At 67.5% G+C, this 24,851-nt stretch carries 21 protein-coding genes; 14 read left to right on the plus strand and 7 right to left on the minus strand.

The window, feature by feature from the left end:
• The first annotated feature begins 4 nt into the window (after window positions 1-4).
• The 7 genes from CUJ89_RS37125 to CUJ89_RS37155 all read left to right on the plus strand — a co-directional run bounded on the left by CUJ89_RS37125 (window position 5) and on the right by CUJ89_RS37155 (window position 8,263).
• Window positions 5-988 carry an ABC transporter permease subunit gene (locus CUJ89_RS37125; protein ID WP_114182367.1) on the plus strand — a complete coding sequence of 328 codons (984 nt, stop codon included), beginning with the start codon at window positions 5-7 and terminating at the stop codon, window positions 986-988.
• On the plus strand, window positions 985-1,926 hold the full coding sequence (locus CUJ89_RS37130; protein ID WP_114182368.1) for an ABC transporter permease subunit: 942 nt from the start codon (window positions 985-987) through the stop codon (window positions 1,924-1,926). Before CUJ89_RS37125 ends, CUJ89_RS37130 begins: the two co-directional genes overlap by 4 nt.
• 21 nt (window positions 1,927-1,947) lie before the next feature.
• Window positions 1,948-3,513, plus strand: a complete 1,566-nt coding sequence (locus CUJ89_RS37135; protein ID WP_114182369.1) for a DUF3138 family protein — start codon at window positions 1,948-1,950, stop codon at window positions 3,511-3,513.
• Window positions 3,514-3,539: 26 nt separating this feature from the next.
• Window positions 3,540-4,832: an NAD(P)/FAD-dependent oxidoreductase gene (locus tag CUJ89_RS37140; protein WP_114182370.1), complete on the plus strand. Its 1,293-nt coding sequence runs from the start codon at window positions 3,540-3,542 to the stop codon at window positions 4,830-4,832.
• 71 nt (window positions 4,833-4,903) lie between these two features.
• On the plus strand, window positions 4,904-5,284 hold the full coding sequence (locus tag CUJ89_RS37145) for a cupin domain-containing protein (protein ID WP_114182371.1): 381 nt from the start codon (window positions 4,904-4,906) through the stop codon (window positions 5,282-5,284).
• A 47-nt stretch (window positions 5,285-5,331) separates the two neighbouring features.
• Window positions 5,332-6,747, plus strand: a complete 1,416-nt coding sequence (locus CUJ89_RS37150) for an amidase family protein (RefSeq protein WP_114182372.1) — start codon at window positions 5,332-5,334, stop codon at window positions 6,745-6,747.
• A gap of 25 nt (window positions 6,748-6,772) precedes the next feature.
• The gene (locus CUJ89_RS37155) at window positions 6,773-8,263 is read left to right on the plus strand and encodes an aldehyde dehydrogenase (RefSeq protein ID WP_114182373.1); all 1,491 of its coding nucleotides are present in this window, start codon (window positions 6,773-6,775) and stop codon (window positions 8,261-8,263) included.
• Window positions 8,264-8,323: 60 nt separating this feature from the next.
• Here CUJ89_RS37155 and CUJ89_RS37160 read toward each other — a convergent pair whose 3' ends face one another.
• Window positions 8,324-10,177 carry an ABC transporter ATP-binding protein gene (locus tag CUJ89_RS37160; protein ID WP_114182509.1) on the minus strand — a complete coding sequence of 618 codons (1,854 nt, stop codon included), beginning with the start codon at window positions 10,175-10,177 and terminating at the stop codon, window positions 8,324-8,326.
• Between the two features lie 364 nt (window positions 10,178-10,541).
• On the opposite strand from CUJ89_RS37160, the gene CUJ89_RS37170 reads away from it, so the two are divergent.
• From CUJ89_RS37170 to CUJ89_RS37180, 3 genes are all read left to right on the plus strand, one after another.
• The gene (locus CUJ89_RS37170; RefSeq protein ID WP_114182374.1) at window positions 10,542-11,063 is read left to right on the plus strand and encodes a carboxymuconolactone decarboxylase family protein; all 522 of its coding nucleotides are present in this window, start codon (window positions 10,542-10,544) and stop codon (window positions 11,061-11,063) included.
• A 155-nt stretch (window positions 11,064-11,218) separates the two neighbouring features.
• Window positions 11,219-12,457 (plus strand): MalY/PatB family protein, encoded by a 1,239-nt coding sequence (locus CUJ89_RS37175; protein ID WP_236655118.1) that lies wholly within the window; start codon window positions 11,219-11,221, stop codon window positions 12,455-12,457.
• A gap of 319 nt (window positions 12,458-12,776) precedes the next feature.
• Complete coding sequence (locus tag CUJ89_RS37180; protein ID WP_114182376.1) at window positions 12,777-14,210, plus strand: amino acid permease; 1,434 nt, start codon at window positions 12,777-12,779, stop codon at window positions 14,208-14,210.
• Between the two features lie 154 nt (window positions 14,211-14,364).
• Here CUJ89_RS37180 and CUJ89_RS37185 read toward each other — a convergent pair whose 3' ends face one another.
• Window positions 14,365-15,138, minus strand: coding sequence for an SDR family NAD(P)-dependent oxidoreductase (locus CUJ89_RS37185; protein ID WP_114182377.1), 774 nt, complete (start codon window positions 15,136-15,138; stop codon window positions 14,365-14,367).
• Between the two features lie 267 nt (window positions 15,139-15,405).
• Between CUJ89_RS37185 and gcvA the strand changes: the two genes are divergently transcribed.
• Window positions 15,406-16,317 (plus strand): transcriptional regulator GcvA, encoded by a 912-nt coding sequence (gene gcvA, locus CUJ89_RS37190; RefSeq protein WP_114182378.1) that lies wholly within the window; start codon window positions 15,406-15,408, stop codon window positions 16,315-16,317.
• Between the two features lie 39 nt (window positions 16,318-16,356).
• Here gcvA and CUJ89_RS37195 read toward each other — a convergent pair whose 3' ends face one another.
• On the minus strand, window positions 16,357-17,202 hold the full coding sequence (locus CUJ89_RS37195) for an AraC family transcriptional regulator (protein ID WP_114182510.1): 846 nt from the start codon (window positions 17,200-17,202) through the stop codon (window positions 16,357-16,359).
• A 168-nt stretch (window positions 17,203-17,370) separates the two neighbouring features.
• Here CUJ89_RS37195 and CUJ89_RS37200 point away from each other — a divergent pair, with 168 nt between their 5' ends.
• The 3 genes from CUJ89_RS37200 to CUJ89_RS37210 all read left to right on the plus strand — a co-directional run bounded on the left by CUJ89_RS37200 (window position 17,371) and on the right by CUJ89_RS37210 (window position 21,115).
• Window positions 17,371-18,693 carry a tetratricopeptide repeat protein gene (locus CUJ89_RS37200; protein WP_114182379.1) on the plus strand — a complete coding sequence of 441 codons (1,323 nt, stop codon included), beginning with the start codon at window positions 17,371-17,373 and terminating at the stop codon, window positions 18,691-18,693.
• A 219-nt stretch (window positions 18,694-18,912) separates the two neighbouring features.
• Window positions 18,913-20,175 carry an MFS transporter gene (locus tag CUJ89_RS37205; protein WP_114182380.1) on the plus strand — a complete coding sequence of 421 codons (1,263 nt, stop codon included), beginning with the start codon at window positions 18,913-18,915 and terminating at the stop codon, window positions 20,173-20,175.
• A 31-nt stretch (window positions 20,176-20,206) separates the two neighbouring features.
• Complete coding sequence (locus CUJ89_RS37210; protein WP_114182381.1) at window positions 20,207-21,115, plus strand: LysR family transcriptional regulator; 909 nt, start codon at window positions 20,207-20,209, stop codon at window positions 21,113-21,115.
• 20 nt (window positions 21,116-21,135) lie between these two features.
• Here the strand turns inward: CUJ89_RS37210 and CUJ89_RS37215 are convergent, their stop codons facing one another.
• The 4 genes from CUJ89_RS37215 to CUJ89_RS37230 all read right to left on the minus strand — a co-directional run bounded on the left by CUJ89_RS37215 (window position 21,136) and on the right by CUJ89_RS37230 (window position 24,461).
• The gene (locus CUJ89_RS37215; RefSeq protein ID WP_114182382.1) at window positions 21,136-22,179 is read right to left on the minus strand and encodes an alcohol dehydrogenase; all 1,044 of its coding nucleotides are present in this window, start codon (window positions 22,177-22,179) and stop codon (window positions 21,136-21,138) included.
• Between the two features lie 74 nt (window positions 22,180-22,253).
• Entirely contained in the window at window positions 22,254-23,429 is a 1,176-nt protein-coding gene (locus tag CUJ89_RS37220; RefSeq protein ID WP_114182383.1) for a flavin monoamine oxidase family protein, read from the minus strand.
• Entirely contained in the window at window positions 23,390-24,100 is a 711-nt protein-coding gene (locus CUJ89_RS37225; RefSeq protein ID WP_114182511.1) for a cupin domain-containing protein, read from the minus strand. The genes CUJ89_RS37220 and CUJ89_RS37225 overlap by 40 nt, the downstream gene beginning before the upstream one ends.
• Window positions 24,101-24,179: 79 nt before the next feature.
• Window positions 24,180-24,461, minus strand: a complete 282-nt coding sequence (locus tag CUJ89_RS37230) for a hypothetical protein (protein WP_114182384.1) — start codon at window positions 24,459-24,461, stop codon at window positions 24,180-24,182.
• Between the last annotated feature and the right edge of the window lie 390 nt (window positions 24,462-24,851).

The raw sequence follows: 24,851 nt of genomic DNA on the forward strand, positions 1-24,851 counted from the left end.
CACGATGAGAACCTCCGCTTCCACTCCGTCCGCGCCGGTGTCGTCCGGCGCCGCGAGCACCGGCGCAGGCCGGGCCCGCCCGAGCCGCTTCGCCGCGCTGTCGCGTTTCCTGCCGTCGGGCCGCAGCGTCGCGATCGGCGTGCCGTTCCTGTGGCTCGCAGTCTTCTTCGCGCTGCCGTTCGTGCTGGTGCTGAAGATCAGCTTCGCCGACGCAATGCTCGGTATCCCGCCGTACACCGCGCTCGCACGGCTGGAGGCCGGCACGGTGCAGGTCGCGCTGTCGCTGAAGCATTACGCGCTGCTGCTGCAGGACGAGCTGTATCTGAACACCTATGTCAGCTCGCTGAAGATGGCCGCCGCGTCGACGCTGATGTGCCTGCTGGCCGGCTACCCGATCGCATATTGCATCGCGCGTGCGGCGCCGGCCCGCCGCAACCTGCTGATGATGGCCGTGATGCTGCCGTTCTGGACGTCGTTCCTGATCCGCGTATATGCGTGGGTGGGGATCATGAAGGACGACGGGCTGCTGAATCACGCGCTGGCGGCACTCGGCGTGATCGCGACGCCGCTGCGCCTGTATCACACCGACGCGGGCGTCTACATCGGGATGGTCTATTCGTACCTGCCGTTCATGGTGATGCCGCTGTACGCGCACCTGGTGAAGATGGATCTCACGCTGCTCGAGGCCGCGCACGATCTCGGCGCAACGCCATGGTCCGCGTTCTGGCGCATCACGCTGCCGCTGTCGCGCAACGGCATCGTCGCGGGCAGCCTGCTGGTGTTCATTCCGGCGGTCGGCGAATACGTGATCCCCGAGTTGCTCGGCGGCGCGAACACGCTGATGCTCGGCCGCGTGATGTGGGACGAGTTCTTCAACAACATGGACTGGCCGATGGCGTCTGCCGTGACGGTGACGATGGTGCTGCTGCTGCTCGTGCCGATGGCGCTGCTCCATTACAACCAGGCCGAAGGGGAGGCGCAGCAATGACCCGCGCGAATCGCATCCTGTCTGCCTGCGTGCTGGGCGCGGGTTTCCTGTTCCTGTACGTGCCGATCGTCAGCCTCGTCGTCTATTCGTTCAACGCGTCGAAGCTCGTGACGGTGTGGTCGGGTTTCTCGCTGAAGTGGTACGGCGCGCTGCTGCACGACGGCGAACTGCTCGCGGCCGCGTGGCTGTCGCTGAAGATCGCGCTGCTGACGGCGACCGCGTCGGTCGCGATCGGTACGTGGGCCGGCTTCGTGCTGGCCCGCATGGGGCGCTTTCGCGGCTTCACGCTTTATGCCGCGATGATCAACGCGCCGCTCGTGATTCCCGAAGTGATCCAGGGCATCTCGCTGCTGCTGCTGTTCGTCGCGATGCAGCAGACGTTCGGATGGCCGGCCGGGCGCGGCTGGCTGACGATCTGGATCGGTCACGTGATGCTATGCCTGTCGTTCGTCGCGGTGATCGTGCAGTCGCGCGTGAAGGAACTCGATCGCTCGATCGAGGAAGCCGCGCTCGATCTCGGCGCCCGGCCGTGGAAGGTGTTCTTCGTGATCACGCTGCCGCTGATCGCGCAGGCGCTGGTGTCCGGCTGGCTACTCGCGTTCACGGTATCGATCGACGACGTGATCCTGTCCGCGTTCCTGTCGGGCCCCGGCTCGACGACGCTGCCGCTCGTCGTGTTCTCGCGTGTGCGGCTCGGCCTGAATCCGGAGATGAATGCGCTCGCCACGGTGTTCATCACGGTCGTGACGATCGGCGTCGTGGTCGTGAACCGCGCGATGCTGGCCCGCGAGCGGCGGCAGGCGCGTGACGCACGTGCGTGGCACGCGGCATCCGCGCCCGATGTGCCAGACGTGTCCGCGTCGCCGTCAACCGTGCCGCCCGCGCGCCCACCGGCCGCGCCCCCGCTGCACGACCGCGTACCGCATCCCACGAAGTGACGAACGACAAGGAGACTTTTCATGAAAAAGAAGTATCTCTGCGCGCTGATCGCCGGTGCGCTGCCGGGGCTGGCCGCTGCGAATTCGACCGGCGACCAGATCCGGACGCTGCAGCAGCAGCTCGCCGTGCTGCAGCGGCAGATGAGCGCGCTGCAATCGCAACTCGCCGCGAAGCCGGCGGCCGCACCGGCTTCGACGAATGCGGCGACCGCCGCGGCGGCGGCCGACCCGTCCACGCCCGGCTACGGGCAGGCGCCGGCCGTGCTGTCCAACGACGACGTGTCGGAAATCCGGCAGCAGGTCGCGAACCAGCAACTGAAGGTCGATTCGCTGACCGATGCCGCACGCACGGGCCCGATCGCGGGGCTGTCGGTGACCGGCTATCTCGACCCGACCTACGTGTACAACCGTGGCGCCGGCACGTCGTCGTTCCAGTTCGCGAACCATGAGAACGCGTACACCTACTACAACAGCACGTTCGGCGACGTGTTCCTCGACATCAAGAAGACGTTCGGTGTCGGTCCGACCGCACCGTCCGCGGAAATCACGCTGATGCCGAACCGTGGCGCGGGCCTGTCGATGATGACGGGCAGCGGCGCGAGCGGCCTCGACATCGTGAACTCGGCGGTCGTCACGGTGCCGCTGTCGGGCACGACATCGTTCGTCGGCGGGTTGGTGCTCGGCTTCGGCGGCTACGAGTACCAGCAGTCGAGCCAGATGCTCACGCTCACGCACAACCTGTTGTACGACTTCTCCGATCCGGGCTCGTCGATCGGCGCGGGCATCAACTACCAGAGCGCGGACGGCCACTGGGCGTGGAAGTTCTTCGTCGGCAACGAGCAGTTCCGCAGCGCGGGCGCGGTCACGCAGATTGGCGTGAACGCATTCGGTGATCCGGTCACGACCAGCAACAAGGTGCCAACCTTCACCGCGCGCGTCGACTACCTGCACGGCAGCGCGCTCGACATCGGCGGCTCGATCAACATCGGCCGCCAGACGTTGCCGAGCGCGTTCGATCCGGCGACGGGCAACGTGCGGTACGGCGTCGGCGGCAACGCGCCGAGCGCATATGGCGCGTTCTTCTTCGGCGAAGCCGATGCGACCTACACGCTCGCCGATGCGCAGTACAACGCCGAACTCGACTACGGTCAGCAGCAGCACGGCGCATTCAACGGCGGGCTGGCGCAATGGTTCGGGCTGTCGCTGCTCGCGCACCGCAAGTTCAACCTGCCGGTGGTCGGCCGCATGGGCGCGACGCTGCGCTACGACCTGCTCGTCAACCGGAAGAACGGCGGCGGTGGATCGTCGTTCGCACTGAACGGCAACGGGATGGATCCGTACAACGGCTTCGGCATCGACGCGGACTGCCTGGCGATGTCGAAGGCGAACGGCGGCGTCGGCTTCGAATGCAAGGGCGCGACGCGGCAGGCCGCCGCGTTCGACCTGCTGTTCTACCCGACCCAGCAGGTGACGGTGAAGGTCGAATACCGGCACGACTGGGCGAGCAACAAGGTCTTCCTGCGTCACGACGGGTCGTATGCGAAGTCGAACGACCTGCTCGCGACCCAACTCATCTACGCGTTCTGACGCGACGCCGTTCGCGAGTCTTACTCATGCTCAAGTTCGAAAACCAGCAACATGTTCAGTCATACTATGCAGCGACGGCCAGCGACCGGGCCCGTCACCCGCCGCTTGAAGAAGCCGTTTCCGCCGATGTCTGCGTGATCGGCGGCGGGCTCACCGGCCTGTCCGCGGCGCTCGATCTCGCCGAGCGCGGCCATTCAGTCGTGCTCGTCGAGGCGTCGCGGATCGGCTGGGGCGCCAGCGGCCGCAACGGCGGCCAGCTGATCGCCGGGTACGCGTGCGACATCGATACGTTCTCGGCCTATCTGCCGGATGACGACGTGCGGCGCGTATGGGCGATGGGGCTGGAGTCGGTCGATATCGTCAGGCAGCGGGTCGAGCGGCACGGCATCGACTGCGACCTGACCTTCGGCTACCTGACCGCCGCAAACAAGCCGCGCCACCTCGACGCGCTGCGCGCGTGGCGCGATACCGCGATGACCCGCTTCGGCTATCGCGGCTACGAGTTCGTCGAGCGCGCCGACATGCAGCGCTTCGTCGCATCGGACCGCTATCTCGGCGGCCTCCGTCACGAAGCCAGCGGCCATCTGCATCCGTTGAACTACACGCTCGGTCTCGCGCGGGCAGCGCGCGACGCCGGCGTGACGATTCACGAGGATACGGTAGCTCTTGCACTCAATCGGACGGCGCAGCATCACCGCGTCACGTGCGCGCGCGGGCACGTCGACGCCCGTTACGTCGTGCTGGCCTGCAACGCGTACCTGGGGCAGCTTGCGCCGGCGCTCGCGCGCAAGATCATCCCGGTGGCGACCTACCTGATCGCGACGGAGCCGCTCGGCGACGCGCGCGCGGCCGAGACGATGCCGGCCGATGCGGCGATCTGCGATAGCAATTCGGCGCTCGACTACTTCCGGCTGACGCGCGACCGTCGGTTGCTGTGGGGCGGCAAGGCCAGCAGCTCGACATGCACGCCGCGCGACCTCGCGGGCGCGATGCGGCGCGACATGCTGAAGACGTTCCCGCAGCTTGCCGATGTGCGGATCGACTATGCGTGGGGCGGCCTGATCGACGCGACGATGAATCGCGCGCCGCATTTCGGCCGGCTCGAACCGACCGTGTATTTCGCGCAGGGCTTTTCCGGGCACGGCGTCAACGTGACCGGCCTCGCGGGGCGGCTGATCGCGGAAGCGATCGATGCGCAGGCCGCGCGCTTCGACCTGTTCGGCCGGATTCGCCATCGCGACTTCCCGGGCGGACGCCTGTTGCGCACGCCGATGCTGGCGCTCGCGATGGCGTGGCACCGGATGACGGACCTGCTTTGACACGCGTGGGCCGGCTCGCCCGGCCGCGCGGTACCAAAGCGTTTCGAACCACTCAAACCCTGGAGGCATTCATGACCAACATCACGAATCTTGTCGACCTGATGCGGGCGCCGGCGAAGCTCACGCAGAGCCGCGTGCCGAGCGGGCTGCTGCTCGACGGCAACCCGATGCAGACGCTGTCGCATCACTACATTAGCCCGTGCGGGCAGTTCAGCTGCGGCATCTGGGAATGCACGCCCGGCCGCTGGACGATCGAGTACGACGAGTCGGAGTATTGCGAGATGCTGAGCGGCGTCGCGATCGTGCGCGATGCGGACGGCCGCGAACGCGTGTTGCGCGCCGGCGACCGGTTCGTGATCCCGCCGGGCTTTCGCGGCACGTGGGAAGTCGCCGAAACCTGCCGCAAGATCTACGCGTCGCACGCACCGCAAGCCGGGCCGTTGCGTGCGTAGTGCGCGGCCGAGTCAACCCAACCATCGAGATCAACGAGGAGCAACCCATGACCCAGGAATTGTGGCGTCTCAGTGCGGCCGAGATGGCCGCTCACGTCGCGCGGCGCGACGTGTCGGCGACGGAACTCACGCGCAGCTGCCTGCAGCGGCTTGAACAGGTGAACCCCGTCATCAACGCGATCGTCGACGTCATGGCCGACAGCGCGTTGCAGGCCGCGTCCGATGCCGATGCCGCGATTGCGCGCGGCGCGCCGGTCGGCCCGCTGCACGGCGTGCCGGTGACCGTGAAGATCAACGTCGACACGGCCGGATACGCGACGACCAATGGCGTTCGCGCGTTCGCCGGCCTGGTCGCGCAGGAGGACAGCCCGGTGACCGCGAACCTGCGCAAGGCCGGCGCGATCGTGATCGGGCGCAGCAATGCACCGGCGTTTTCGTACCGCTGGTTCACCGACAACGAACTGCACGGCCGCACGTCGAATCCGTGGGATCCGACGCTGACGCCCGGCGGTTCCAGCGGCGGCGCGGCCGCGGCCGTGGCCGCCGGCATCGGCGCGATCGCGCACGGCAACGACCTGGGCGGCTCGATCCGCTACCCGGCCTACGCGTGCGGCGTCGCCGGGCTGAGGCCGAGCACCGGGCGCGTCCCCGCGTACAACCCGACGCAGTCGAAGGACCGCACGCTCGCCGTGCAGCTCGCGTCGGTGCAGGGGCCGCTCGCGCGCACGGTCGGCGACCTGCGCATCGCGCTCGACGCGATGGCGGCCGGCGACGCGCGTGACGCGTGGTGGATGCCGGTCGCGCCAGCCGCGCGCGATGCCGTGTTCCCCGCGCGCGTGGCCGTGTGCCCGGCGCTGCCGGGCGTGCCGTCGGATCCGGTGGTCGTCGACGCGATCCGGCAGGCCGCGCGCTGGCTCGAAGACGCCGGCTGCATCGTCGAGGAGGCCGAGCCGCCGAGATTCGGCGAGGCATGCGCGCTGTGGCTGGATCTCGTGACCAACGAAGCGCTCGGCGGGCTCGGCGACGTGATCATGCAGCACGGCGACGCGGCGATCCGCACCGCGTTCGACAGCCAGCGCCGCCTCGCGGCGCCGCTGGATCTGCCCGGCTACATGAACGGCCTCGCGCGGCGTACCGCGCTGCTGCGCGACTGGCAGCAGTTCTTCGTTCGTTATCCGCTGCTGCTGATGCCCGTGTCGTGCGCGCGGCCGTTCGCGATCGACGCGGACCAGCACGGCGACGATGCGGTGCGGCGCATTCTCGACATGCAGGGGCCGCTGCTGGCGACCGCGCTGCTCGGGCTGCCGGGGCTGTCCGTGCCGACCGGCGTACACGACGGCGTGCCGACCGGCGTGCAGCTCGTCGCCGGACGCTTCCAGGAAGCGCTGTGTCTCGCCGCGGGCGAGGCGATCGAGGCGCGCGCGGGCACGTTCACGCCGATCGATCCGGTCGCCGGCGCATGACGCGCGGCCTTTCAGGAGAAAACAATTGAATCAACGGACATTCGAAGACTGGCAGGCCCGGGCGACTGCGCTGGAGATCGAAGGGCGCGCATTCATCGACGGCGCGCTGCGCGACGCGCGATCCGGCGCGACCTTCGCGTGCGTGAGCCCGATCGACGGCCGCGTACTCGCCGGCGTTGCCGACTGCGGCGCGGACGACGTCGATGCGGCCGTGGCGGCGGCCCGCCGCGCGTTCGACGCGCGGGTCTGGGCGGGGCAGAATCCGCGCGCCCGCAAGGCCGTGCTGCAGCGCTGGGCCGCGCTGATGCGCGAGCACCTCGACGAGCTGGCGTTGCTCGAAACGCTCGATACCGGCAAGCCGATCGCCGACACGACGGCCATCGACGTGCCGGCCGCCGCGCACTGCGTCGAATGGTATGCGGAAGCGATCGACAAGGTGGGCGGGGAGGTCGCGCCGGCCGATCATCATCTGCTCGGGCTCGTCACGCGCGAGCCGGTCGGCGTCGTCGCGGCTGTCGTGCCGTGGAATTTCCCGCTGCTGATGGCCGCGTGGAAGTTCGCGCCGGCGCTCGCGGCCGGCAACAGCGTGGTGCTCAAGCCGTCGGAGAAGTCGCCGCTGACCGCGATCCGCGTCGCGCAACTGGCGTGCGACGCCGGCGTGCCGCCCGGCGTGTTCAGCGTCGTGCCAGGCAGCGCGGCGCCGGGACAGGCGCTGGCGCTGCATCGCGACGTCGACTGCATCGCGTTCACGGGATCGACCCGCACCGGGCAGCAGATCATGACCTGCGCCGCGCAGTCGAACCTGAAGCGCGTGTGGCTCGAACTGGGCGGCAAGTCGCCGAACATCGTGTTGCCCGATTGCCCCGATCTCGACCGCGCCGCGCAGGCGGCGGCCGACGCGATCTTCTTCAACATGGGAGAGGTGTGCACGGCGGGCTCGCGGCTGCTCGTGCACCGCGACATCAAGGACGCGTTCGTCGCGAAGCTGGTCGAGGCCGCGCGACGCTTCGCGCCCGGGCATCCGCTCGATCCCGCGACGACGATGGGTGCGATCGTCGATCGCGCGCAGCTCGACCGCGTGATGCGATATATCGATCTCGGGCGCGACGAGGGCCGCCTCGTGACGGGCGGCGCGAGGGTGCGGGAAGAGACGGGAGGGCTCTACGTCGAGCCGACCGTGTTCGAAGTGACGCCGGACGCGACGATCGCGCGCGAGGAGATCTTCGGGCCGGTCTTGTCGGTGATCGAATTCGACGATGTCGATGCGGCCGTGCGGATCGCCAACGACACCGAGTACGGGTTGGCCGCGGCCGTCTGGTCGGCCGATCTCTCGACCGCGCATGCGGTCGCGCGGCGCCTGCGTGCGGGCACCGTGTGGGTCAACTGCTACGGCGACGGCAGCGACGACCTGAACTTCCCGTTCGGCGGCTACAAGCAGTCGGGCAATGGTCGCGACAAGTCGCTGCACGCGCTCGACAAATACACCGAGCTGAAATCGACCATCGTCCGGCTTTAGCGTCCGGCGCGACGCGCAGCCTTCGCAACGAGGCCGCGCGTCGCCTGCATCCTGCGCGGCTTACTGCTCCGCGCCCGCCGTGTCCGCCGTTTCGCCGAGGAACCCGCCGCTCTGGTGCGCCCACAGCGCCGCATAGATGCCGCCGGCCTGCAGCAATTGCTGATGCGTGCCTTCCTCGACGATGCGCCCTTCGTCGAGCACGATCAGCCGGTCCATCGCCGCGATCGTCGACAGCCGGTGCGCGATCGCGATCACCGTCTTGCCGCTCATCAGGCTGTCGAGGCTGCGCTGGATCGCGACTTCGACCTCGGAATCGAGCGCGCTGGTCGCTTCGTCGAGCACGAGGATCGGTGCGTCCTTGAGCATCACGCGCGCGATCGCGACGCGCTGCCGCTGGCCGCCCGACAGCTTCACGCCGCGCTCGCCGACCTCGACGTCGTAGCCGCTGCGGCCGTGGCGGTCGCGCAGCCGGTCGATGAACTCGGACGCTTCCGCGCGCACGGCCGCGTCGTGCATCTCGCGCTCGGTCGCGTCGGGTCGCCCGTACAGCAGGTTCTCGCGCATCGTCCGGTGCAGCAGCGACGTATCCTGCGTGACCATCCCGATCGCGCTGCGCAGGCTGTCCTGCGTCACGTGCGCGATGTCCTGCCCGTCGATCCGGATCGTGCCGCCCCCCACGTCGTAGAAACGCAACAGCAGGTTCACGAGCGTCGACTTGCCGGCGCCCGAGCGGCCGATCAGGCCGATCCGCTCGCCCGGCCGGATCGTCAGGTTCAGCCCGTCGAACACCGCGCGGTCGTTGTCTTCGTGTGCGAACTGCACGTTGTCGAACACGATCCCGCCGCGCTGCACGGCGAGCGGCTTCGCATCCGGTGCGTCGACCACGCTGTGCACCTTCGTCAACGTGTTGATGCCGTCCTGGATCGTGCCGACGTTTTCGAACAGCTCGGTCATCTCCCACATGATCCAGTGCGAATAGCTCGACAGGCGCAGCGCCATCGCGATCACGGCCGCGACGACGCCCGCGCTCACCTCGCCGTGCATCCACAGAGTCAGAGCAAGACCGGTGGAGCCGACCAGCAGCAGCGTCGACAGCAGGTGGTTGACGATCTCGAACGCGCTGACGAGACGCATCTGCGCGTCGCCGGTCGTCTTGAACGCTTCCATCGCGCGCCGCGCGTGATCGGCTTCCCGCCGCGTGTGCGAGAACAGCTTGACGGTCGTGATGTTCGAATACGCGTCGGTGATGCGGCCCGTCATCAGCGCTCGCGCGTCGGCCTGCCGGCTGCCGACCGCACCCAGGCGCGGCACGAAATACGCGCACGCCACGCCGTAGCCGAGCGCCCACAGCACGAGCGGGATCATCAGCCGCCAGTCGAAGCTGGCCGCGAGCACGAGGATGCCGATCAGGTACGCGGCGACGCCGATCACGACGTCGACCGACATGAACAGCGCGTCGCGCACGGCGAGCGCGGTCTGCATGATCTTGGTCGTCACGCGGCCCGCGAATTCGTTTGCGTAGAACGACAGGCTCTGGTCGAGCATCAGCCGGTGAAACAGCCAGCGCAGCCGCATCGGGAAGTTGATCGCGAGCACCTGGTGCTTGACCATCGTATGCAGCGCGATCAGCAACGCGCTGCATACGAGGATCGCCGCGAAACCGGCGAGCGTGCCGAAGTGCCGGCCGCCGAACTCCGCCGGCGCCGCCGACGACAGCCAGTCGACCACGCGCCCCATCATCGCGAACAGCGCGGCTTCGTACGCGGCCAGCGCGGCCGATGTCAGCGCGATCAGCAGGAGCCAGCTGCGAGCGCCTTTCGTGCACGCCCAGACGAACGAGAAGAATCCCGTCGGCGGCGTGACGGGATCTTCGAGCGGGAAAGTCGGCAGGCGCCGTTCAAACCACGAATACATTGACTGTTCTCCTTGTTCGGTCCGACGAAAGCGGGTGGGCCGGTGATGCTTGTGCCGGATGCGATGCGGTGCGATGTCGGGGCGCTGGCGCGCACGTCCGCCCGATCGAAGATTGCATCGTTGTCGCGTCGCCGGGCGGCCAGTGTCGCATCGATTCGATCCGGCTGCAGGCCGGTTGCCTGGTGCTGCTGTCAGCGGCTGTTGCGACTGCGGTGAGCGTGATGGCGCTGGCAGTCACGAAAGATTTTCTTTTTCTTCGCCCAAGAATATCGCGGTTGAGAAACCGGCCGCTCCTGTCAAGAATTCCATTCACCTGGACGTATCCCGTGCAGGGGCCAATGCGAAATTTCTAGAGGAGTGGTGCATGAGCAAGGTACGAGTCGTCCCGTGGCAAGACGGGGAGCCGGTCCCGCAGGCGTTGCTGGCCGGCATGCGCGCCCGCAGGCCGAACGGTGAGCTGATCGGAATCGATCGGGTGCTGCTCAGGAGTGTTCCGCTCGCGACGGGCTGGAACGAATTGCTGCGGAGAGTCCGTACGGAATTCAGCCTGGCACTGCAGTACCGTGAGTTGATCATGCTGCGCGTGGCCGTGCTGAACGAAGCCGGATTCGAATGGGACGTGCACTATCCGGCCTATCTCGATGCGGGCGGTACCGACGAGAAAGCCGGCGCGCTCAAGGCAGCGAGGCCGGACGAGACGCTGTTCGACGAGCGCGAGTGCGCGTTGATCCGGCTGGCCGATCAGTCCACCCGGCAAGTAGCCGTCGACGCCGACATCATCGACGGGCTGAAGGCATTTTTCGGGGAGCAGCAAACCGTGGAGGCGGTGGCCACGGTCGCCGCATACAACATGGTTTCCCGCTTCCTCGTGGCGCTGGCGATCTGAAACGCACGAGCCGGCGATGCCGCGCGGCCATCCATGAGCTGGGCTCACTGTTTCATGAAAAGATACCATTGTTGCCCGGAATTTCGCGCTGCTACTCTAATCGCAATACGAAGCCACGCCGTCGGCGTGCCGTCTGATAGCGAATGGAAGTGAGCATGCAGGCATATCTGGAATGGCCGGGTCGTGGTGCAACGACCGGCAACGCCGAATCGATCTTTGACGAAATCGTCGACCGCAAGCATGCGAATTCCCTGAAATGGGCCTTCGGCGAGCGGCTTCTCGCCGCCGACGAACAGGCGGCAGATCCATTGCCGATGTGGGTCGCGGACATGGATTTCCGTGCGCCGCGCCCCGTCATCGATGCGCTTCACGACGCGGTCGAGTATGGCGTGTTCGGCTATTCGTGCGGCGCGACCGACAGCTATGTGCGCGCAGTCGTCGGCTGGCAGGCGAGGCGGTTCGGCTGGGACGTGAACCCGGAATGGATACTGCAGTCGAGCGGCATCATCACGGCGCTGAAGACAGCGATCCAGGCGTTTTCGGCACCGGGCGATACCGTGCTGATTCAACCGCCCGTCTATGCGCATTTTCATGACGACGTGCTGCTGAACGGGCGCCGGCTGACGTTCGCGCCGCTCGAGCGGGCCGGCACGGCTTACCGCTTCGACGAGAAGACATTCGAGGCGGCCATTCGCGACGACACGCGGTTGTTCATCCTGAGCAATCCGCACAACCCGACCGGAAACGTGTGGACCGAGGGCGAGCTGCGCGCGATGGGTGAAATCTGCGCGCGGCGCGGCGTGCTCGTGATCTCGGACGAGATTCACCAGGACCTGATCATCAATCCGCTGAAACGGCACGTGCCGTTCGCGTCGCTCGGCGATGCGTTCGCGCGCAACAGCATTACCTGCACGGCGCCGAGCAAGACGTTCAATGTGCCCGGGCTGCAAAGCGCGAATCTGTTCGTGCCGGATCGCCGCGTGCGCGACGCGCTGCGCCGGCAGTTCGACAGGAACATGTACCAGTCGGTGAATACGCTCGGCATGGTGGCGGCGGAGGCCGCCTATACGCACGGCGAGCCATGGCTCGAAGCACTGTTGCCGTACCTCCGCGACAACCACGCGCATTTCCGCAATGCAGTCCACGGCATGACGTCGAAGATCGAAGTCCTGCCTGCGGACTCGCTTTACCTGTCCTGGATGGACTGTCGCGGGCTCGGCATGGACGCCGATGTGCTCAACCGGTTCATGCTGACCCAGGCCCGGATCTGGCTGGACAAAGGCCAGAAGTTCGGCGCCGAGGGGCATGGCTACATGCGCGCGAATCTCGGTTGTCCGCGCGCTGTCGTCGACGACGCGATCGATCGTCTGGCCGGTGCGCTGGCCGGACTTTGAGCCGCGCAGCGCCCGGAGGCGGCGGCCGGACCCATCCGCAAGCGCGGATGATCCGGAACAGAACGCCCGGCGCAACGTTGCCGGGCATGGAACTGCGTTGACGGCCATTCCGTCGGTGTGACCTGCCTGACGGAGCCATGTTCGGGTCGGAACCGGACCAGCCTATTACATTAGGAATACGAATAATAAAAAGATCGGATGCGCGATGCAAAGATCGGACTGCGTGTCGGCAGACGCGGTGTGGCGCGCGCCGGTGCATGAAAGATGCGGTCCTGAAGGCCATCGAAAAGAAAACCACGACTACTTTAATGGAGGCGACATGAAGCAAGACGATCAGACACCGGCATACGAGAGAGAGGACCTGAAACGCGATCTGTCGAACCGGCACATCCAGATGATTGCCATCGGCGGCGCAATCGGTACCGGCTTGTTCTACGGTTCGTCGTGGGCGATCCGCACGGCCGGGCCGGCGATCCTGCTGGTTTACGCGATTGCGGCGATCGCGATCTATTTCGTGATGCGGGCGCTCGGCGAAATGGCCGTGGAAGAGCCGGTATCGGGCTCGTACGTGTCGTATTCGAACCGCTACATTCACCGGTTCGCCGGGTTCCTGAACGGCTGGAACGCGTTCATCTTCCTGCTTGCCACCAGTGCCGCCGACCTGAATGCGCTGGGGAACTACGTGCACTTCTGGTTCCCTGGCATTCCGATCTGGGTGACGGCGGGCGCGGCCGTCTCGGTGATGTTTTTCGTCAATATCGTCGGCGTGAAGATCTACGGCGAGGCGGAGTTCTGGTTCGCGCTGGTGAAGGTGGTGGCGATCGTCGCGATGATCCTGTTCGGCGTGGGCATGATCGTCTTCGGGATCGGCAACAACGGCGTGCCGATCGGTTATCACAACCTCGTCGCGCACGGCGGCTTCTTCGCGAAGGGCGTGGGCGGCACGTTCCTGGCGATCGTGATGGTCGCGTTCTCGTTCGGCGGGGTCGAGAACCTCGGGCTGGCGGCCGGCGAAGCGAAGGATGTCAAGACGACGATGCCGAAGGCCGTCAATTCGACGTTCTGGCGCCTGCTGATTTTCTATGTCGGCGCGATCGCGGTGCTGCTGATGGTGTTTCCGTGGACGTCGCTGACCACCAAGGGCAGCCCGTTCGTCGAAGTGTTCACGAAGATGGGCATTCCGGCGGCCGCGGGCTTCATGAACCTCGTCGTGATCATGGCCGTGCTGTCCGCCGTGAACGCGAGCGTGTTCACGAACAGCCGCACGTTCTACAACCTGTCGCTGCAGAAGAATGCGCCGGCGTTCCTCGGTGTGGTCAACAACCGCAAGGTGCCGCATCACGCGATCCTGATGGTGTTCGCGACGATGTTCGCCGGCGTGCTGCTGAACTACCTCATGCCGGAGCAGGCGTTCGAGCTCTTCTCGTCGGTGACGGTGTTTGCGCTGGTGTGCGCATGGGGTTCCATCGTGATCAGCCATCTGAAGTTTCGCAAGATCCGGATGCTGAACGGCGACGCGGACCGGCTCTCGTACAAGATGCCGTTCTATCCGTACGGCAACTACTTTGCACTGCTGTTCGTCGCCGCGGTGATGGTCTGCATCGCGATCCTGCCGGACATGCGGATGTCGCTGATCGTGTCGGCGGTCTGGGTCGGCGTGGTGTTCATCGCGTACAAGATTTATACGCGGCATGAAACCGCGCGCGACGGATTGCGCGATGCGCCGCGCGATCCGGAGGACGTGCCGGTGTAAGACGCGTGGCTGCCCGCCGCGACGGACGGGCAGCCACGAATCGCACCGCGGTCGCCCGCTTTATCGCGCCCGCGTATCGAACCACGTATCGAACCACGTATCGGGCCACGTATCGCGCCATTGCGCGTGCGCTTCGAGCACGCGTGCCGGCAGGTCAGTTGCGCCCGGCCATCACACCGCCGTCGACGTCCCAGATCGCGCCGGTGACCCAGCTCGCCTTGTCCGACAGCAGGAACGCGACCACCTCGGCGACGTCCCGCGGCGTGCCGACCCGGCCGATCGGATGGAAGCCGTTGAAGCCTTGCAGCGCGGCGTGCACGTCGGCCTTCGGGATGAAGCCTTCGTAGATCGGCGTCTGCACGACCGCCGGCGACACCGCGTTGACGCGGATGTGCTTCGGCGCCAGCTCCATCGCAAGGTGCTGCGTCAGCGAATGAAGGCCGGCCTTGGCCATCGAGTACGCGGACGACGGCGTGGCGGCGATCGCCTGCTTCGCCCACATCGAACCGATATTGACGATCGCGCCCGGGCGACCCTTCGCCACCAGGTTGGCCGCGACCTTTTGCGTGATGAAGAAGGTCGCCCGGTTCAGCTTCATGTACTGGTCGTAGTCGGCTTCCTGATGCTCGAGGAACGGCTTCGGGAAGAACACGCCTGCCGCGTTGACCAGCAGGTCGACGTCGGCATGCTGCGCGTCGATCTGCGCGAGCAGCGCGGCCAGGCCGGCGTCGTCGGACAGGTCCGCCGTCAGCGCGTGAACCTCGCCGAGCGTGGCCAGTTCCTTGCGCGCTTCCTCGGTCTTGGCCGGGCGATGGCCGACAATCACCGCGCGGCCGCCTTCGTCCAGCACCGTCCGCGCCGTCTGCAGGCCCATGCCGCTGGTGCCGCCGACGACCAGCAGCTTCTTGCCGTTGAATGAGTTGCCCATGATGAAAATCTCCTTGCTCGCCTGTCGATCGACAGGGGCCGGTTGAAGAAAGGCGGCACGCAACGAGGTTGTTCGCCGGTCGCGCCACGATGGGTGATCGGAGGGTGAGGCCTGATAGAAAATCCATCGGTGCGAATAGCACGCGATATTCGTTGCCGGTCGCGCCTGGATAGCATTAACCTTCGATCTGATTCGAATTTTTCGTCGATTCAGGTTTCGCGACAAACGAGATAAAGTGTTCGACAACGAAAGAAAATCTTTATTGTGATGAAATCACCCGTTCATCTGAACGCGTTGCGCGCATTCGAGGCGAGCGCCCGTCACCAGAGTTTTTCCGCCGCCGCGGCGGAGCTTCATGTCACGCCGGCGGCAGTCGGCCAGCTCGTGCGCACGCTGGAGGAATGGCTCGGCACGCCGCTGTTTCATCGCGGCACCAGCGGGCGCGTCCGGCTCGTTCCGACCGAGGCGGCCGAACGCGCGCTGCCGCACATCCGGACAGGCTTCGACACGCTTGCGCTGGGGCTTGAACTGCTGAGGGAGGGCTCGGCGAGCGGCGTGCTGACGGTGGCCGTCAGTCCGGCCTTTGCGGCCAAGTGGCTGTTGCCGCGCATCGAGAGCTTCCAGGCCGCGTGGCCCGATACCGACGTGCGGCTCGACACCAATCTCAAGCCGGTCGATTTTGTCGCGCAGCGGATCGACATCGGCGTGCGCTACGGGACGGGACATTGGCCGGGGCTGACGGCCGACAAGCTGATGGACGAGGAGGTCTATCCGGTGTGCTCGCCGAGGCTCGCGGGCGAGCGTCGGCGGTTGCAGCGACCGGCGGACCTCGCGCGGGAAACGCTGATCCACGACCTGTCGATGGACAGCCAGACCGGCTTTCCCGCATGGGATACGTGGCTGCAGCGGGCGGGCGTCGACGATGTCGCCGTATCGCGCGGCATGCAGATCAACAATTCGGCGGCCGTGCTGCAGGCGGCGATCGACGGGCATGGCGTCGCGCTCGCGCGCAGCGTGATGGCGCGCGACGATCTCGCGGCGGGGCGCCTCGTGCGGCTGTTTCCGAAGATCAGTTTCGCGTCGCCGCTCGCGTATTACGTCGTGTACCGCCCCGAGTGCGCCGGCATGGCGAAGCTCGCGGCTTTCCGCGGCTGGCTGCTGGCGCAGGCGGCGAAATAGCTGCGCGGGTGCGGCGTACGCGCGGCGTGCGTCGGCACCTTATCCGTGGCCGGGCGTGCTGCCGCTTTCCGTCGACAGCAGCGGCCCGTACGGGCCGGATTCTTCCGCGCGTCCGTGCATGTAGGCCTGCGGGCTGCTGCCCATCTCGACGCGAAATGCATAGACGAAAGCGGATGTGGACCCGTATCCGAGCTCCATCGCAGTGCGCGTGACACCGAGGCCGCCACCCAGCAACTCGATCGCGCGAAAGAGCCGCATGCGACGGCGCCAGGTGCGCAGGCTCATGCCCGTTTCGGCTACGAAGCGGCGCGCCAGCGTTCGGGCCGACATACCGAGCATCCTGCCCCATTCCTCGGGCCCGCGCGGGTCGGCGGGGTCCGTATAGAGCGCCTCGCACAGCGTGGCGAGTGCGCCGCCCGGCGGCCACGGCAACGCCGCCGCGAGCGTGCGGGCACGGCGAAGCTGGTCGACGATCAGATGGGTGATGCGGCCCGCATAGCCGTCGCGATCGGCCTGGCCGTCGATGTCGGTGGCCTCGATGACGAGCGCCTTCAGCAGCGGGGACACGGCGAACACGGTCGGGTTCGCGGTCGGCAGCGCATGCCCGATGTCTTCCGCGATCCACAGGCTGCGGAATTCGGCGCCGAGCAGCGAACCGACGCGATGGCGCAGGCCGCTCGGCAGCCATACGGCCTGCTCCGGCGAAATGACGAACGACTTGCCTTCGACGATAACCGTCAGCGCGCCGGAAATCGCATAGACCATCTGGTGCCAGCAATGCGCATGCTCGGGAAAGCGGTGCCGCGGCGGGATGGCCTGCGCGCGCACCTTCAGCGGCGAAGGGGGCGCAACGCCCGCCGGCGGCTCGATTGTCTCCCACGTCATGATCATTCTCCGATATGGCAGATATTCTATATACGTTGGCAATCAATCGAAATACAGACAACCGGAAAATTGGTCTAATGACCGTGGTTCATCTCCCGTCGCGCGGGTTTGGCGACAACGCATCGCCGCAGCCCGGCGCCCACGATTTCCACCGGAGTACTCTGCTTCATGGCCCGTCACGACCGCTACAGCCTGCCACTTTCGACGACATCCGACCTCGCGGCCGAGCGCTATCGTGCGGGTATCGATCTGCTGCTGTCGCTGTGGCCGGGCGCCGCGGAAACGCTGGACGAAGCAATCGCGGCCGATCCCGGCTTCGCGCTCGCCCATGCGGCACGCGCGCGGCTGCATGCGATTCGCGCGGAAGCGACGGACGCGCGCGCGAAGATCGCCACGGCGCTGGAACGGGTCGCGCGCAACGGTACGGAGCGCGAGCGCAGCCATGTCGACGTGCTGTCGCTTGCGATCAACGGCCAGTCGGCGAAGGCGCTCACCGGTGCGCTCGCGCACGCGGACCGGTGGCCGCGCGACATCGTGATCCTGTCGCTGCCGCTCGGCGCGTTCGGCCTGTTCGCGTTCTCCGGGATGGCCGGTCATGACCAGGCACGCGTGGATCTCTGCGAACGTCATGCCCGCCATTTCGATGCGGACGACTGGTGGTTTCTCACCTACCGCGGCTGGGCGCACGGCGAGAACGGCGATGTCGCGCGCGGCCGCGCGCTGACCGAGCGCGCGCTCGAGTTGCGCCGCCACAACGTGAATGCCGCGCACGCGGTCGCGCACGTGCTGTACGAAGCCGGCGCGAACGACGATGCGGACGCGATGATCGCCGGCTGGCTGCCCGAATACGACCGCAGCGGCGTGCTGCACAGCCACATTGCATGGCATGCCGCGCTGATCGCGCTGGAGCGCGGCGACACAGACCGTGCGCTCGCGATCTACACCGCGCATGTCGCGCCGTCGGCGTCGCTGGGCGTGCCGATCAACGTGGTCAGCGATACGGCATCGTTCCTGTGGCGCGTGCAGGCATACGGCCACGCCGTGCCCGACGGCATGTGGGACGACGCGGCGCAGTACGCATCGGGCTATTTCACGCAGGCCGGCTTTCCGTTCGCGGATGTGCACATGGCGCTCATTGCCGCGGCCACCGGTGACCGCGCGGCGCTCGACCAGCGTGTAGACGCGCTGGCGCGGCTCGTCGACGCCGGGAAACTGCCGGCCGGCCCGGTCGTTCCGGCGATCTGTCGCGCGGCGCTCGCGTTTGCCGACGACCAGCCCGCGCGCTGCGCGGAGATACTCGAGCCCGTCGCGCACGATGTCGTGCGCATCGGCGGCAGCGGCGCGCAGCGTGAGATCGTCCAGGACACGCTCGTGGTCGCATGGATGAGAAGCGGCAACGTGACGAAGGCGCGCGCGCTGCTCGACGCGCGGTTGCATCGCCGCCCGTCGCCGCGGGACGCGCGCTGGCTCGGCCAGTTGCGCGGCGCGTAACGTCTTCGCCGGCGGTCTTCGCCGGCGCACGCCGGCAAGGCCTGCGCTGCCGGACGCAAGCGGGATGGCAGGCCACGGTGGCACCGGTCGACGCCGGTTCCGGTCAATTAAATAGTCATACTGATCAACTGGGCAGCGATGCACTGATGCTGAAGGTACGGGCGGCAGGGTCAATGCATGCCGTTGCGTACCGCCCGGGTGCGCGGTCGAGGAAGTCGAATGGATTCTGGTGGCATGGTGAAGCGCGTTGCGCAGCGGCGGCGGTTCGTCGACCGGATCGGACCGGTTGCCGCGATCTCGATCGCGCAGCTGTTCGGTACGGCCCTCTGGTTCAGCGCGAACAGCGCGGCTGCGGACCTGATCCGCGTATGGCATGCGAGCGCGTCCGACATCGGCTGGCTGACCAATGCGGTGCAGCTCGGCTTCATTCTCGGCACGCTGACGCTCGCGCTGAGCGGCGCGGCCGATCGTTTTCCGGCGAGCCGGATCTTCGTGTGGAGCGCCATCCTGGGCGCCGCGTTCAACGTCGGCTTCGCCTGGCTGTCCGGCGGCCTGGTCTCGGGCGCCGCCTTTCGATTCGGCGTCGGCGTATGCCTCGCGGGCATCTATCCGATGGGCATGAAGCTGATCGTCGGCTGGGTGCCGGATCGGGCCGGGCAGGCGCTCGCGCAACTGGTTGCGATGCTCACGCTCGGAACGGCGCTGCCGCATGCGATGCGCGTCGTCGGCACCGGCTTGCCGTGGCAATGGGTGATCACCGCGTCGTCCGTTCTCGCACTGGTCGGCGCGGGCGTGATCGCGATGCTCGGCGACGGGCCGCACGCGCGGACGCGGGTGCCGTCCACGAACGGGCGCACGGCATCGGAACCGGCGCGGCCGTCGGTCGTGCATGCGTTTCGAATCCGCGCGTTTCGCGCCGCGACGTTCGGCTACTTCGGCCACATGTGGGAACTCTACACATTCTGGACCGTCGTGCCGCTGCTCGTTGCGCGCACGTCGATCGCGGCGCACTTCGCGCACGCGAATGTGTCCGGCATCGCGTTCGGCGTGATCGGCGTCGGCGCGCTCGGCTCGCTGATCGGCGGCAGCCTGTCCCGGCGGATCGGCAGCGCGAAGGTTGCCGTCGGTGCGCTGGCCGTGTCGGGGCTCTGCGCGGTGACGTTCGCGACGACGTGGCGTTTTCTCCCGCCCGTGGCGATGGCGATCCTGCTGATCGTCTGGGGCGCGTCGGTGATCGCGGATTCGCCGCAATTCTCGGCGCTCGCGGCGAATGCGTGTCCGCCGGTGCTGGTCGGCAGCGCGCTTGCCATCCAGAATTCGATCGGGTTCTCGATCACGGTCGTGTCGATCGCCGCGACGACGATGCTGTTCGAGCACGTCGGGCTCGACGCGACCTGGCTCCTGGTGCCGGGGCCGCTGGCCGGGCTCGCGTCGTTCGCGTTGGCGTCGCGATCCGTGCGGGCCGCGCGGCCTGCGGCATGACGCCACCGCGCGCGACGAACGGAGACCGTGCATGCTAGACCTCCAGTACCTGTCGATCCTGATGGAAGTCGAGCGTCTCGGCAGCGTGACGGCCGCGGCGGAGCGGCTGAACGTGACGCAATCGGCGCTGTCGCATATGGTCCGCAAGTTCGAGGAGCGGCATGGCGTCAAGCTGTGGACCAAGAACGGGCGCGGCTTGCGGTTCACGCAGGCCGGCGAATACCTGCTGTCGCTGGCCGAACGTGTGCTGCCGCAGATCGAGCATGCCGAACGGACGCTCGTCGATTTCGCCGAAGGGCGCCGCGGCGCGCTGCGCGTCGGGATGGAATGCCATCCGTGCCGGAAATGGCTGACGCGATTGACGTCGCAGTACCTGGCCGCATGGCCGGATGTCGACTACGACGTGCGGACGGCATTCCGTTTCGACGGCGTGGCCGCGCTCCTCGGGTTCGAGATCGACCTGCTTGTCACGCCCGATCCGGTCGACCTGCCGGAGCTCGCATTCGTGCCGATCATCGACTACGAACTGGTCCTTGTCGTGCACGACGCGCATCCGCTGGCGGCGCGCGAGTTTGCATTGCCGCGCGACCTGCTTGCCGAAGAACTCATCACGGTACCGGTGAGCCACGAGCGGCTCGACATCTACACGCGATTTCTCGTGCCCGGGCACTGCCGGCCGAAGTTTCACCGGACCGCCGAGCAGACCGACCTGATGCTGCAACTCGTCGCCGCGCGGCGCGGCGTGGCCGTCCTGCCGGACTGGCTGGTCGTGGAAGAGGGGGCGGGATTTCCGGTGCGCACGGTGCGGCTCGGCGAGGCGGGCATCCGCAAGCACATCAATCTCGGGGTCCGGCGTGGCGAGGAGGACGTCGCCTACATTGCCGGCTTTCTCGCGCTCGCCCGCCAGATGGGTATCGGGGCCGCTCAGGGCGCCGGCTGATGCGGCGCCCCGTCGGCCGGTCAAGCAGCCCGGCTTTCGGTACGCGCGATGGAAAGCACCATGCGGAACCTGACATCGCCCGAGCGCATTCGTTGATACGCGTCGTTCGCCCGTTCGAGCGGCATCGTTTCGATGAGCGGACGCGCGCCGGACAGCACGCTGAATCCCAGCACCTTCTCGCTTTCGTAAGGCGTTCCGGTGAGCGACCCCGTTACGCTGCGCTCGCCGCCGACCAGATGTCCGGTCGACACCGCCAGCGGATCCTTGCCTGCGCCCAGCAGCACGAGGCGGCCCTGCGGCGCCAGTCCGGCCAGCAGGCGCGACACGGTGTCGGCATGGGCGACGGTGGAAACGATCGCGCGGGCCCCACCCATGCGCCGAAGCCGTTCGGCGGCGTCCTCTTCGTCGTTGTCGAGATAGACGTGGGCGCCGAGCGACATCGCATCGTGGGCGATGTCGCTGCCGCGACCGACGGCAACGACCTTGAATCCCATGCGGCGCGCGTATTGCACGGCCATGTGTCCCAGTCCGCCGATGCCGAGGATCGCGACGACGTCGCCCGGCTCGGCGCCGCACTTCCGGAGGGCGTTGAACGTGGCGATGCCGGCGCAGAGGATCGGCGCCGCTTCTTCCGCGCCCAGCTCGTCGGGAATCGAGACGAGGCCGGTGCTGCGCGCGAGCATCATTTCCGCGTAGCCGCCATCGCAGGTTGCGCCGACGACCGGCTGGTTCTCGCACAGCTGGAAGTTGCCCTGGCGACACTGCGGACACGCGTTGCAATGGCCACCGAGCCGGCCCACGCCGACTCGTTGACCGACGGCCCAGATCGGCGGGACGTCGGGGCCGATGGCGGCGATGCGCCCGACGACTTCATGGCCCGGTACGCGCGACCCGCAAGCGGCCGGATCGACGTGCTCGATGTCGCGCGTGTCCGCGCCGCAGATGCCGCATGCATCGACGGCAATCAGCACGTGCCCCGGGCCCGGGGCAGGGACGTCGCGTTCGACCAGCTCGAGGACGCCGGGTCGGGTGATCTGCATCGCGCGGTAGCGTGTTTGTTTCATGGTCTGTCGTCCAGGTGGGTGATGACGGGGAGAAGCGGTGCGTCGTGCCGCCGGGCATCCGGCGGGGTGTGCGATTACGCGCCGCCTCGGGAACCGGCTGCGTTGTCGGGATCCGGGGCCTGCCGGCGGATCGAATCCAGCAACCGGATACCGTGCGCTGCGGCGTCGACGGCGCCGGCGATGTAGCCCGGAAACGATCGGGACCATTCGCTCGCGATGCCGGTCAGGCGCTGACTCCACGGGCCGGCCGGCACGCCGCACGATGCGGGCACCGGGTGTCCCGCGTTGCCGTCCCGGTCGTCGAGCGTCGCGGTATGGGCGTCGCGCGACCAGTCCTTGATGAAGTCGGCTTCCGGCTGCGCGGCCGGTGAACCGAACAGGCGGGCCAGTTGCGTGCGGCAATGCGCGCGCAGCACGTCGTCCGGCACGCGTGCGCGAACGCTTGCCGGCATGCCGAAAAAGCCGAACAGCGCGGCGCTGCCGCCTTCCATCGACGCATCGTGGATCTCGCCCAGCGGGCCGCACGCGCTGCGCGCTTCGCCGGAAAGACCCTGCTCGCGCCAGAACGGCGTGCGGTAGAGCGCGACATATTTCGCATGCGGCGCCATCCACGTCGCGGTGTGCCGCCATTGCCGCGCAACGGGCGCGGGCAGCGCCGGCGCGAAGCCGATGCGTTCTTCGGCCAGGCGCGGCGGCACGGCCAGCAGCACCTGCGCGACGACCGTCGTCATCGCCCGGCCGGTGGCGTCCTCGCTGTCCACCTCGACCCCGGCCGCCGTGCAACGCAGGCGGCGTACCGTTTCGCCGGTCAGGATGCGCGTCGCATCGAGCCGGCTGCGCAGCGCATCGGTCAGCGCAGACATGCCGCCGACGAGCCGCATCGACACCGGGGAGCTGGCGTAGCCGCGCATCCGGATCGGCGCATCATGGCGCGATCGCTCGACCATCATGTCGCCCGCCGATGGTTGCTCGAACAACGGAATGCCGAGCTCGCGGACGAGCGTGTCCAGTTGCGGCTGAACGTCGGGCCAGATCCACGTCGCGCCGAGATCGAACCGGTCGACGGGATTGTCCCGGCCTGGCGTGCCGTGGCTCGATGGTGCGGGCGCGGCAACGGACGCAATGCGTCCGCCGAGCGTCTCGCGTGCTTCGAAGAGCAGGGTGTCGCGCATGCCGCGCTGTTCCAGCAGGAACGCGGCGTACAGTCCGCTCAGCCCTGCGCCGACGATGGCGATGCGTGGTGCCGGCATGGCGACGCTCCCGGTTCGAGGTGGGTCAGGTGGCCCGTTTTCAGGTAGACGGTCGCGCCGGATTCGCCGGCGACGATGTCCGGATACGCGCCGGCCGGAAGCCGCATCCACGCGCCGCGCGCATGAACGCGCCGGTTCGTTGCGAGCGTGCCGGTCAGCACGAACAGTTCGGCGCCGTTCACGCCGCCGCCGAACAGCGGTTCGCCAGGAGCCACGCGCTGCAGCGTGACCGTTTCATGGGCGCTTTCGAACAGCGGGCATACGTGTCGACGGTGCGTGCGATGCCATGTCGACGGTGCGCGCGTGTCCACGCGGGTCGGCTCGCTTTCGCACGACGCCATCTGCCGAAGCTTGACGAACAGGATGGCGCCGTCGGCGCTCGACGGCCGATGGGATGAACCCGGCGGATTGCGCAGGTACCAACCAGCCGGATAGTGATGGCCGTCTTCCGAAAAGACGCCCGACAGGACCAGGATTTCCTCGCCGCCGGGATGCACGTGATGTGGAAAGAACGCGCCGCGCGCATAGCGCACGACGCTCGTCGCACGCGCCTGTTCCCCGCCGGTCCGGTCGAGCATCACACGTTCGACGCCCGCCTGCGGGGACGCGATCCACCGGTATTCGTCGGCGCACATGGCGACGCGGCGCGAAAAATCTGCGTTGACTATCATGCTTGGGTCGCGCGCCGCGAGCGCGTGTTCCGGCTGGCCGGCATCGGTCACGGCGGCGCGTCAGGTTCGTTGCGTCGCGTTATGCGGCTTGATAAACGCGCACGTCGGGCGCGGCGTCGAGCAGCGGCTTGAGCGCGCCGACCACGTCCGTTTCGAACAGGTCGCTCGACAGATAGGCGAGCGCATTGGCCTCGCTGTCGAACCCGTGCAGGACTTGCACGTCTTCGTCGCGCACCAGCAGTTCCTTCGACCGGGCGCCCGCAATCGTGTTGAGGAACGGTGCCTTGTACGCCTGATAAACGCGCGCGGCGGCCGCCCGGTTGGTCGTCGCGACCTTGAGCGTGATTTGCAGATAGACCATTTGAATCTCCTTGTTCGGCGAGCGGGCCCGCGATCGCCGACATGGCATAAATCGCGGCTCCGGCGTCGGTTCGTCACGTGCGGCGATGCCGCAACGTGGATGCCATTTTTCGGCACGACGCAGCGGCCCGACAAGCGAGATTAAGTGTCCCCTGCGCAAAGAAAATGTTTGTCGCGGCGAGTTGACGCATGCGACTCGGGGGGCGATCGTTGCCGCATCGAGCATGTGGCACGCGCGGCAGGTCTGCTCGCTGGCCGACGTTGCGGCGCGGCCGGGCAGCGCGACTGCCGCGAGCGTGAGCGCGTTCACGCGCCGGGACGGTGACGCGCCGTGCATGCGGGGATGTCTCCCAGCGATGTCCGATCGCGCGTGAAGTTGGTACGATCGCGC

It is taken from the genome of Burkholderia pyrrocinia (assembly GCF_003330765.1).
GTDB lineage: Bacteria > Pseudomonadota > Gammaproteobacteria > Burkholderiales > Burkholderiaceae > Burkholderia > Burkholderia pyrrocinia_B.

Bases quoted from the DNA above. Each gene is read 5' to 3' on its own strand.
- CUJ89_RS37125 (WP_114182367.1), top strand. From the start codon at position 5: ATGAGAACCTCCGCTTCCACTCCGTCCGCGCCGGTGTCGTCCGGCGCC.
- CUJ89_RS37130 (WP_114182368.1), top strand. From the start codon at position 985: ATGACCCGCGCGAATCGCATCCTGTCTGCCTGCGTGCTGGGCGCGGGT.
- CUJ89_RS37135 (WP_114182369.1), top strand. From the start codon at position 1,948: ATGAAAAAGAAGTATCTCTGCGCGCTGATCGCCGGTGCGCTGCCGGGG.
- CUJ89_RS37140 (WP_114182370.1), top strand. From the start codon at position 3,540: ATGCTCAAGTTCGAAAACCAGCAACATGTTCAGTCATACTATGCAGCG.
- CUJ89_RS37145 (WP_114182371.1), top strand. From the start codon at position 4,904: ATGACCAACATCACGAATCTTGTCGACCTGATGCGGGCGCCGGCGAAG.
- CUJ89_RS37150 (WP_114182372.1), top strand. From the start codon at position 5,332: ATGACCCAGGAATTGTGGCGTCTCAGTGCGGCCGAGATGGCCGCTCAC.
- CUJ89_RS37160 (WP_114182509.1), bottom strand. From the start codon at position 10,177: ATGTATTCGTGGTTTGAACGGCGCCTGCCGACTTTCCCGCTCGAAGAT.
- CUJ89_RS37170 (WP_114182374.1), top strand. From the start codon at position 10,542: ATGAGCAAGGTACGAGTCGTCCCGTGGCAAGACGGGGAGCCGGTCCCG.
- CUJ89_RS37175 (WP_236655118.1), top strand. From the start codon at position 11,219: ATGCAGGCATATCTGGAATGGCCGGGTCGTGGTGCAACGACCGGCAAC.
- CUJ89_RS37180 (WP_114182376.1), top strand. From the start codon at position 12,777: ATGAAGCAAGACGATCAGACACCGGCATACGAGAGAGAGGACCTGAAA.
- CUJ89_RS37185 (WP_114182377.1), bottom strand. From the start codon at position 15,138: ATGGGCAACTCATTCAACGGCAAGAAGCTGCTGGTCGTCGGCGGCACC.
- gcvA (WP_114182378.1), top strand. From the start codon at position 15,406: ATGAAATCACCCGTTCATCTGAACGCGTTGCGCGCATTCGAGGCGAGC.
- CUJ89_RS37195 (WP_114182510.1), bottom strand. From the start codon at position 17,202: ATGACGTGGGAGACAATCGAGCCGCCGGCGGGCGTTGCGCCCCCTTCG.
- CUJ89_RS37200 (WP_114182379.1), top strand. From the start codon at position 17,371: ATGGCCCGTCACGACCGCTACAGCCTGCCACTTTCGACGACATCCGAC.
- CUJ89_RS37205 (WP_114182380.1), top strand. From the start codon at position 18,913: ATGGATTCTGGTGGCATGGTGAAGCGCGTTGCGCAGCGGCGGCGGTTC.
- CUJ89_RS37210 (WP_114182381.1), top strand. From the start codon at position 20,207: ATGCTAGACCTCCAGTACCTGTCGATCCTGATGGAAGTCGAGCGTCTC.
- CUJ89_RS37215 (WP_114182382.1), bottom strand. From the start codon at position 22,179: ATGAAACAAACACGCTACCGCGCGATGCAGATCACCCGACCCGGCGTC.
- CUJ89_RS37220 (WP_114182383.1), bottom strand. From the start codon at position 23,429: ATGCCGGCACCACGCATCGCCATCGTCGGCGCAGGGCTGAGCGGACTG.
- CUJ89_RS37225 (WP_114182511.1), bottom strand. From the start codon at position 24,100: ATGATAGTCAACGCAGATTTTTCGCGCCGCGTCGCCATGTGCGCCGAC.
- CUJ89_RS37230 (WP_114182384.1), bottom strand. From the start codon at position 24,461: ATGGTCTATCTGCAAATCACGCTCAAGGTCGCGACGACCAACCGGGCG.